General features: G+C 75.7%; 5 protein-coding genes. All 5 read left to right on the top strand.

The annotated features are described in order from the left end of the window. Positions 1–65: 65 nt before the first annotated feature. On the top strand, positions 66–1,658 hold the full coding sequence (locus tag CKO43_RS24475; RefSeq protein WP_200380297.1) for a type II secretion system protein GspD: 1,593 nt from the start codon (positions 66–68) through the stop codon (positions 1,656–1,658). Between the two features lie 94 nt (positions 1,659–1,752). Next, positions 1,753–3,246 carry a di-heme oxidoreductase family protein gene (locus CKO43_RS24470; RefSeq protein WP_200380296.1) on the top strand — a complete coding sequence of 498 codons (1,494 nt, stop codon included), beginning with the start codon at positions 1,753–1,755 and terminating at the stop codon, positions 3,244–3,246. Continuing rightward, positions 3,246–4,184 (top strand): AAA family ATPase, encoded by a 939-nt coding sequence (locus CKO43_RS24465; protein ID WP_200232008.1) that lies wholly within the window; start codon positions 3,246–3,248, stop codon positions 4,182–4,184. The genes CKO43_RS24470 and CKO43_RS24465 overlap by 1 nt, the downstream gene beginning before the upstream one ends. Next, positions 4,181–5,080 (top strand): DUF58 domain-containing protein, encoded by a 900-nt coding sequence (locus tag CKO43_RS24460; RefSeq protein ID WP_200380295.1) that lies wholly within the window; start codon positions 4,181–4,183, stop codon positions 5,078–5,080. Before CKO43_RS24465 ends, CKO43_RS24460 begins: the two co-directional genes overlap by 4 nt. Continuing rightward, positions 5,077–6,675, top strand: a complete 1,599-nt coding sequence (locus CKO43_RS24455; protein WP_200380294.1) for a transglutaminase family protein — start codon at positions 5,077–5,079, stop codon at positions 6,673–6,675. The genes CKO43_RS24460 and CKO43_RS24455 overlap by 4 nt, the downstream gene beginning before the upstream one ends.

Here is a 6,675-nt window from a genome sequence, read left to right as displayed (position 1 = left end):
GCGGAAGTCGACGTTCATCGGCGTGTCCAGCCCCCGCGCCCGCCGCGCGCGGGCTGGACACGCCGATGAACGTCGACTTCCGCCAGATCAGCGTCGCCAGCGCGCTGCGTGTCGTCGCCGAGGTCTCCGGGCTGAACATCGTCGCCACGCCGGCGGCCTCGCAGCGCGAGCTGACGATGGTGATGCAGCGCAGCAGCGCCGGTGCCGTGCTCGACGGCCTGACGCGCATCAGCGGGCTGTGGCTGCGCTGGCGCGAAAGCAGCGGCGCCTACCTGGTGATGACGGCCGAGGAGTACCAGCGCGAGCTCACCGTCTTCCACGAGGAGCAGACGCTGGTGCTGCCGCTGCGCCACCACAACGTCGTCGCCGCGGCGAATGCGCTGCGGGCTTTGTTCGGCAGCCGCGTGCGGCTGGCCGAGCCGCGCGAGGAGGCGCTGGGCGAACGTCTGGCCAGCGGCGACCTGCGCCGCAGCGGCAGCAGCGCCGCCACCGCGGCCGCGCCGGCGGCGACGCAGGCGGCCGGCAGCGTCAGCAGCAGCCGCGGCGGCACACGCGCCGCCCCGGTCGACGCCGACCCGGGTGCTGCCGTCGTCGGCACCGATGCCGACACCGCGCGTGCGCTGCAGGCCGGCGACGACGCGCCGCTCTACGTCACCTACAACAAGCTGCACAACCTGCTGATCCTGCGCAGCGGCGACGAGCGCGTGCTGGCGCAGGTGCGCCAGTTCGTCGAGCGCATCGACCTGCCGGCGCGCCAGGTGCTGCTGGAGATGCGCATCATCGAAGTCCGCCTGGACGACGAGTTCCACCGCGCCTTCGACATCGACTTCTTCAGCAAGGGCCAGGCCGGCGGCGTCGCCACCACCGCGTCGGGCCAGAGCGTCAACCCGCTGACCGGCGCTGCCACCGGCCCGCGCACCGTCGGTGCGCTCGGCAACAACAGCCTGTACGAGAACAACAGCTCGATCTTCCAGTTCCTCAGCAACCGCATCCGCGTGCGCCTGCAGTTGCTCGAGGAGCAGGGCCGGGTGCAGACGGTGGCGCGGCCGCTGCTGCTGGCGTCGAACAACGAGCCGGCGCGGCTGTTCATCGGCGAGGAGGTGGTGCTGACCACCGGCGCCAGCGCCCAGACCACCACCGGCACCACCGGCGCGACCAACACCACCATCACCGCCGAGACCGAGAAGCGCAACATCGGCACGACGCTGCTGATCCACCCGCGCATCAACGCCGACCGCAGCGTCACGCTGACCATCGACCAGGAGAGCTCGATCCGCGTCGCCGGCGGCACGACGATCCCGCTGGCCACCGGCAGCGACGAGAACAACGGCGTCATCCAGTTCCCGATCGACACCGTCAACACCGCCACCGTGCAGGCCGTGGCGCTGGCGCAGGACGGGCTGACGATCGCCGTCGGCGGCATGGTTCGCGAGTCGCGCAGCCGCACCGAAGGCAACGTGCCGGGGCTCTCCAGCGTGCCGCTGCTGCGCGAGGTCTTCAAGAAGGACGAACGCAGCGGCGAACGCTACGAGATGGTGCTGGTGATCACGCCGCACGTGCTCGAGTCGGCCGAGCAGGCCGAGGACCTGACGCGGCGGCTGCGCGAGAACGACGGCGAGGTCCGGCCGCCGCAGGCGACGGCGGCGGGCAGCAGATAGCACCCAAGCGCCCGGCCGCGTGGGGCGGCGGGCATGAACGGATGGATCGGCCACCGGCCTTCTAGGGGAAGGCGAGCGGGCCGCGAGTGACGACATGAGTTCAAGCCCGGGCGCGGCTGGCGCGCCCCGATTCCGTCTGGCCGCCGGCCTGCTGCTGGCCAGCCTGGCCGCGTTCGGCTGGAGCGTCTGGAAGACGCAGTTCGCCTGGCGCGCCGGCTGGGGCGACGAGGCGATGCCGCGCCACGCCCAGGCTGACCCGCGGGCGCTGGCCGGCGGCGACCTGACGACGTTCCACACCGGCTTCATACCTTTCGGCCAGGCCGCCGACAACCTGCCCTGGCGCTGGGCCGCGCTCTTCGACGAAGGCGACGGCCTGTTCGACAAACGTTTCCAGCCCGGGGACGGCCGCGTCGCGTCCGCGCAGCAGGACCTGCCGGGCCAGCGCCGCTCGGGCCTGGGCCCGCTGTACAACGCCGACGCCTGCTCGGCCTGCCACTTCCGCGACGGCCGGCCGCCGCGGCCGCACGAAGGCGGCGCGCTCGCCGGGCTGTTCGTGCGCGTCTCGGTGCCCGACGGCCGCGGCGGATTTCACGCCGCGACCGGTTATGCCACCCAGCTGCGCGACAAGGCTGTCGCCGGCGTCGTGCCCGAGGCCAGGCCGCGCGTCGAGTGGGTCGAAGAAGCCGGCCGCTATCCCGACGGCCAGCCCTACCGCCTGCGCCGCCCGCGCGTGGTCTTCGAGCAGCTCGCCTACGGGCCGCTGCCGCCGGACGCCATCGTCGAGCTGCGCAGCGCGCCGCCGGTGCACGGCGGCGGCCTGCTGGAGGCGCTGGACGAGCACGAGATCCTGGCGCAGCAGGACCCCGCGGGCCGGCGCGACCCCGACGCCGTCTCCGGCCGCGCGCAGTGGGTCGCCGACCCCGAGACCGGTGCGCGTGTGCTCGGGCGCTTCTCGCTCAAGGCCAACCAGCCCAGCCTGCGCGCCCAGGCCGCCGGCGCCGCCTTCGACGACATGGGCCTGACGAGCCCGGTGCACCCGCGCCAGCCCTGCCTGGCGCACCAGCGCGACTGCCTGGCCGCGCCGCACGGCGGCACCGAGGCCGAACCCGAGCTGAGCGAGGCTCAGCTGCAGGCGCTGACCTCCTATCTGCAGTGGCTGGCGGTGCCGGCGCGCCGCGGCCTGGACGACGCCGTCGCGCTGCAGGGCGAGCGCCTGTTCGTGCAGGCCCGCTGCAGCGCCTGCCACCGGCCAGACTGGGTGACCGGCCAGCAGCACCCGATCCGGCGCCTGCGCGGCCAGCACATCCAGCCCTACACCGACTTGCTGCTGCACGACATGGGGCCGGCGCTGGCCGGCCGCCCCGACGGCGTCGCGACGGCGAACGAATGGCGCACCGCGCCGCTGTGGGGCATAGGCCTCGCGGCGCGCAGCCAGGGCTACACGCGCCTGCTGCACGACCAGCGCGCGCGCTCGCTGGAAGAAGCCGTGCTCTGGCACGGCGGCGAGGCCGAGCCCGCGCGCCGCCGCTTCATGAACCTGCCTCGCGCCGAGCGCCAGGCGCTGATCCGTTTCCTGGAGACCTTGTGATGAGCCCCGACTCCCCCGCCGCCGACGCCGCGCTGGCCGCACTCGCCCAGGCGCAGCTGGACCTGGACGCGCTGGTGCTCGACCAGCACCAGCGCCTGCGGCTGGCGCTGGCCTGCGTCGTCGCGCGCGGCCACCTGCTGATCGAGGACCTGCCCGGCCTGGGCAAGACCCTGCTCGCGCAGTCGCTGGCACGCGTGCTGGGGCTGGCGTTCAAACGTGTGCAGTTCACCAGCGACCTGCTGCCGGCCGACATCACCGGCGCCTCGGTCTGGGAGCACGAACGCGGCGAGTTCCGCTTCGTGCCCGGGCCGGTGTTCGCCGAGCTGCTGCTGGCCGACGAGGTCAACCGCAGCTCGCCGAAGACGCAGAGCGCGCTGCTCGAAGCGATGGAGGAGCGCCAGGTCTCGGTCGACGGCCACAGCCACCCGCTGCCGCCGGTGTTCTTCGTCGTCGCGACCCAGAACCCGCTGGACAGCCAGGGCGCACACCCGCTGCCCGAGGCCCAGCTCGACCGCTTCCTGATGCGCCTGGACCTGGGCTACCCGGGGCGCGAGGCCGAACTCGCGCTGCTCGCCGGCGAAGACCGGCGCCGCCTGCTCGAACGCGCCCCGGCGCGGCTGGACGCCGCCGCACTGGTAGCGCTGCAGCGGCGCTGCGAACAGGTGCACGCCGCGCCGGCGCTGCTGGAATACCTGTGGCGGCTGCTCGCGGCCACGCGCGAGAGCGGCGCGCTGCGCTGCGGGCTGTCGCCGCGCGCCGGGCTGGCGCTGCTGGCGGCGGCACGCGCCTGGGCGCTGCTGGCCGGGCGCAGCCACGTGCTGCCGGCCGACCTGCAGGCGGTCTGGCTGCCGGTCGTCGGGCACCGCCTGGCCTGCGTCGACGGCGGCGACGCCGGTGCCGTCGCCGCGCGCCTGCTCGACGAGGTCGAGCCGGCATGAAGACGCGGCGCCCCGGCGCGCTGCGGCTGCGGCCGACGGCACTGGGCTGGGCCTTTCTCGCCCTCGTGCTGGCGCTGCTGCTGATGGCGGTGAACGAGGCCAACAACCTGCTGTACGCGCTCGCCTTCCTGCTGCTGGCGATGCAGGGCGTCGGCGCCTGGCAGGCGGGGCGCCAGATCGCCGGGCTTCAGCCGCGTGCCGGCGCCGCGGCGCCGGTGCACGCCGGCCAGGTCGCGCGGCTGCCGCTGACGCTGCAGTGCGAAGGCCGGCCGCGCGCACGCGCTGCCGTGCGCGCCCGGCTCGTCGAGCCCGGCGTCGACGGCCTGAGCCTGCCCTGGCAGCTGGAAGGCGCAGCGTCGCTGCTGCGGCTGCTGGACTGGCCGGCGCGGCGCCGCGGCTGGCAGCGCGCACAGACGCTGCGCCTGGCCTGCGACTACCCGCTGGGCCTGGTGCGCGCCGAGCGCGACTGCGCGCTGCGCGCCGAACTGCTGGTCTATCCGGCGCTGGCGGCGGCGGCGCCGCACGCCGCCAGCGCCGGCGCCGCCCATCGCGCCGAGGAGGCCGACGACTTCGCCGGCCTGCGCCCGTTCGCCACCGGCGACGCGCCGCGGCGCATCGCCTGGAAGACGCTGGCACGCGGCGGGCCGCCGCAGGTCAAGGTCTTCGGCGGCGCCTGCGGCCAGGCGGCGCTGGCGCTGGACTGGGACGACTGCGCCGGCGACGTCGAGCAGCGCCTGGTGGAGCTGACGCGCCGCCTCATCGACGCGCACGAGGCCGGGCGCGACTGGGTGCTGCGGCTGCCCGGGCAGCGGCTGGCGTCGGCGATGCCGCGCGACGGTGCCGGGCTGCGCGCGGCGCTGGCGGCGCTGGCGCTGTTCCGCACGGAGGCAGCATGAAGGCCGTGGGCACGGCCGCCACGGCTACCGGCCCGGCTGGCTTCGTCGCCCGGCTGCTCCGCCCGCTGCCGCCGCCGACGGCCGAGGAGCGGGCGGCGGTGCGCCGCGCCGCGCCCTGGGTCGGGCTGGCGCTGGCGCTGGGCGTGGCGCCGGCGGCCTGGGTGGTGCCGGTCTGGGTCGCGCTGCTGCTGGCGGCGCTGCTCGCTTTCAAGGCGCTGGCGGTGTGGCGCGGCTGGAGCGTCGGCGCCCGCGTCGTGCTGCCGCTGGCGGCGGCCGTGCTCGGCGTCTGGGGCCTGGGATTTGCCGCGCGCTGGACGACTGCGCCGGCGGTGCTGGCCTTCTTCTGCCTGGTGCTGGCGCTGAAGTGGCTGGAGGCCGACGCGCGCGGCCACCGCCGAGACCGCATCGTGCTGCTGCTGGCCGCCGGCGTGCTGGCCGCGCTCGGCGCGCTGCAGCACCCGGCGCTGGCCAGCCTGGCGCTGCTGGTCGGCTATGCCTTCGCGCTGGCCGCGGCGCTGATCGCGCTGCAGGGCGCCGACCGGCCGGCGCGCCGTGCCGGCACGCTGCTGGCGCTGGCGCTGCCGCCTGCGGCGCTGCTGTTCGTCGTCACGCCGCGTGTGCCCGGGCCGCTGTGGGACTTCGGGCTGGCGCTGGGGCTGCCGATCGCCGTGCAGGCGCCGCGCAGCGGGCCCGGGCTGGGCGCGCGCGACAGCCTGGAGCCGGGCACGACGGCCGGCGACGGGCTGGACAGCGGCACGGCGCTGGTGGCGCGCTTCGACGGCTGGGTGCCACCGGCGGCGGCGCTGTACTGGCGCGGGCCGGTGTTCACGCGCTACGACGGCCAGCGCTGGCGCCCGCCGGCCGGCGCCGAGTCGCGGCGCGAACGCATGGCCGGCGGCCACCGGCGTTCGGCCGACTGGCTGGCACGGGTGCAGACACGCGGCCAGGCGCTGGGCTACACGCTGCGTGTGGCCGGCCACGGCGGGCCCTGGCTGTACGCGCTGGACCTGCCGGGGCGGCTGCCCGCCGAGTCCTACGTCACGCACGACGGCCAGCTGCTGTCGATGACGCCGGTGAACGACGAGACGCACTACGCCACCGTCGCGTGGCTCGACGCCGCGGTCGACAGCGGCGGCCTGGCGGCCGACGAACAGGCGGCACTGCTCGATCTGCCGCCCGGCGCCAGCCCGCGGCTGCAGGCGCTGGGCCACGAACTAGCGGCGCGCGAGGCCCAGCCGGCAGCGCGGGCAGCGGCGGTGCTGGCCTTCTTCAGCGAAGGCGGTTTTCGCGTCGACGCACGCGAGCCCGGCGTGCGCGGCGCCGACGCCTACGACCGCTTCTCCTATGAACGTCGGGCCGGGGGCGCCGACCAGTTTGCCGGCGCCTTCGTGCTGCTGGCGCGCGCCGCCGGGCTGCCGGCGCGGCTGGTCACCGGCTATCACGGCGGCCGGCTGATGGGCAACTCGGACTACGTGCTGGTCAAGCAGTCGCACGCCCACGCCTGGGCCGAACTCTGGCTGCCCGGACGCGGCTGGAGCCGCTACGACCCGGCCGACGCGGTGCGCACGCCGCGCGACGCGGCGGCCGGGTCGTAG

The organism is Rubrivivax gelatinosus, from assembly GCF_016583785.1.
In the GTDB taxonomy this organism is placed as follows: domain Bacteria; phylum Pseudomonadota; class Gammaproteobacteria; order Burkholderiales; family Burkholderiaceae_C; genus Rubrivivax; species Rubrivivax gelatinosus_B.
Note: the sequence above shows the minus strand (reverse complement) of the source record. Positions and strands in the feature narration are given on the sequence as shown.

Coding starts and splice junctions, on each gene's coding strand:
- CKO43_RS24475 (WP_200380297.1), top strand. CDS start 66: ATGAACGTCGACTTCCGCCAGATCAGCGTCGCCAGCGCGCTGCGTGTC.
- CKO43_RS24470 (WP_200380296.1), top strand. CDS start 1,753: ATGAGTTCAAGCCCGGGCGCGGCTGGCGCGCCCCGATTCCGTCTGGCC.
- CKO43_RS24465 (WP_200232008.1), top strand. CDS start 3,246: ATGAGCCCCGACTCCCCCGCCGCCGACGCCGCGCTGGCCGCACTCGCC.
- CKO43_RS24460 (WP_200380295.1), top strand. CDS start 4,181: ATGAAGACGCGGCGCCCCGGCGCGCTGCGGCTGCGGCCGACGGCACTG.
- CKO43_RS24455 (WP_200380294.1), top strand. CDS start 5,077: ATGAAGGCCGTGGGCACGGCCGCCACGGCTACCGGCCCGGCTGGCTTC.